We start from the raw sequence: 1,427 nt of genomic DNA, 5'->3' as shown, positions 1-1,427 counted from the left end.
GTCAAGTCCGGATCGGTGGTGTACGACGGTGATCCGTCGAGGGTTGTGGTTTAGGCGTTGATGGCGCCGGCGATCAGCTCGGTGGTCACCTCCTCGTTCCCGGCCTGTCCCTCGCGGGCGATGAGCACGGCGCGGGCGTTCTTGAGGGCTTCGAGGCCGAGGTAGCGGCGTTGTTCGGCCCATTCGTCGTGCTGCTCCGCGAGGACGGCCCCGACGAGCCGGATCACGGACTCGCGGTTGGGGAAGATCCCGACGACGTCGGTGCGGCGGCGGATCTCTCGGTTGAGGCGCTCGTTGGGGTTGTTCGACCAGATCTGGCGCCAGATCTCCTTCGGGAACGCGGTGAAGGCGAGGATGTCGCACCGGGCCAGCTCGAGGTGTTCGGCCACGGCCGGCAGCTTCTCGTACAGCCCTTCCAGGACGCGGTCGAACTGGGCGTGGACGGCCTCGGCGTCGGGCTGGTCGTACACGGAGTGCAGCAGCGCCTTGACCCAGCCCCACTGCGACTTCGGGGTGACGGCCATGAGGTTCGCGGCGTAGTGGGTGCGGCACCGCTGCCACGACGCGGCGGGCAGGGTCGCACCGATCGCCTCGACGAGCCCGGCGTGTGCGTCGCTGGTGACCATCGCGACACCGGACAGGCCACGGGCCACGAGGTCGCGGAAGAACCCGAGCCAGCCGGCACCGGACTCGGTTGTGGCCGTGTGGATCCCGAGGACCTCACGGTAGCCGTCGGCGTTCACGCCGGTCGCGACCATGACCGCGACCTTGACGACCCGGCCGTTCTCGCGGACCTTCATCGTGAGCGCGTCCGCCGCGACGAACGTGTACGGCCCGTCGGTCAGGGGCCGGGTCCGGAACGCCGCGACCTGCTCGTCCAGGTCCTTGGCCATCTCACTGACCTTCGACTTGGACAGGCCGGTGATCCCCAAGGTCTGGACCAGCTTGTCCATCCGGCGGGTGGACACCCCGAGCAGGTAGCAGGTCGCCACCACCGTCGTGAGGGCTGCCTCGGCCCGCTTGTGCCGGGTCAGCAGCCACTCCGGGAAGAAGCTGCCCTCGCGCAGCTTCGGGATCGCCACATCGATGGTGCCGGCGCGAGTGTCCAGGTCCCGGTGCCGGTACCCGTTGCGGCTATTGGTGCGGTCCGGGCTACGGGTGCCGTACTCGGCACCGCACACGCTATCGGCCTGCGCCGACAGCAGCGCGTTGATGAACGTGGTCAGCAGATCGCGCATCAGGTCCGGGCTGGCCTGGGCGAGCTGGTCGTGCAGGAAGACGGCAGGGTCGATACTGGTGTTCGCGGTCATCGCGATGCTCCATTCGAGAGTGCTGTGAGAGGTTCACTCGAAGGATCACGCGGTGACCGCACCTACGTGCGTAGGGACACGCTCACCGGTGTCGTCGTACACCAACCCTATGGACTC

At 68.0% G+C, this 1,427-nt stretch carries 1 protein-coding gene; it reads right to left on the bottom strand.

Annotated features, from left to right (window positions below; genetic code table 11):
* Positions 1–50: 50 nt before the first annotated feature.
* Positions 51–1,310: an IS256 family transposase gene (locus BXA11_RS41055; RefSeq protein WP_076443341.1), complete on the bottom strand. Its 1,260-nt coding sequence runs from the start codon at positions 1,308–1,310 to the stop codon at positions 51–53.
* Between the last annotated feature and the right edge of the window lie 117 nt (positions 1,311–1,427).

Source organism: Microbispora rosea (assembly GCF_900156315.1).
GTDB lineage: Bacteria > Actinomycetota > Actinomycetes > Streptosporangiales > Streptosporangiaceae > Microbispora > Microbispora rosea.
The sequence above is the reverse complement of the archived record's forward strand: the minus strand, read 5'-3'. Positions and strand labels throughout refer to the sequence as shown.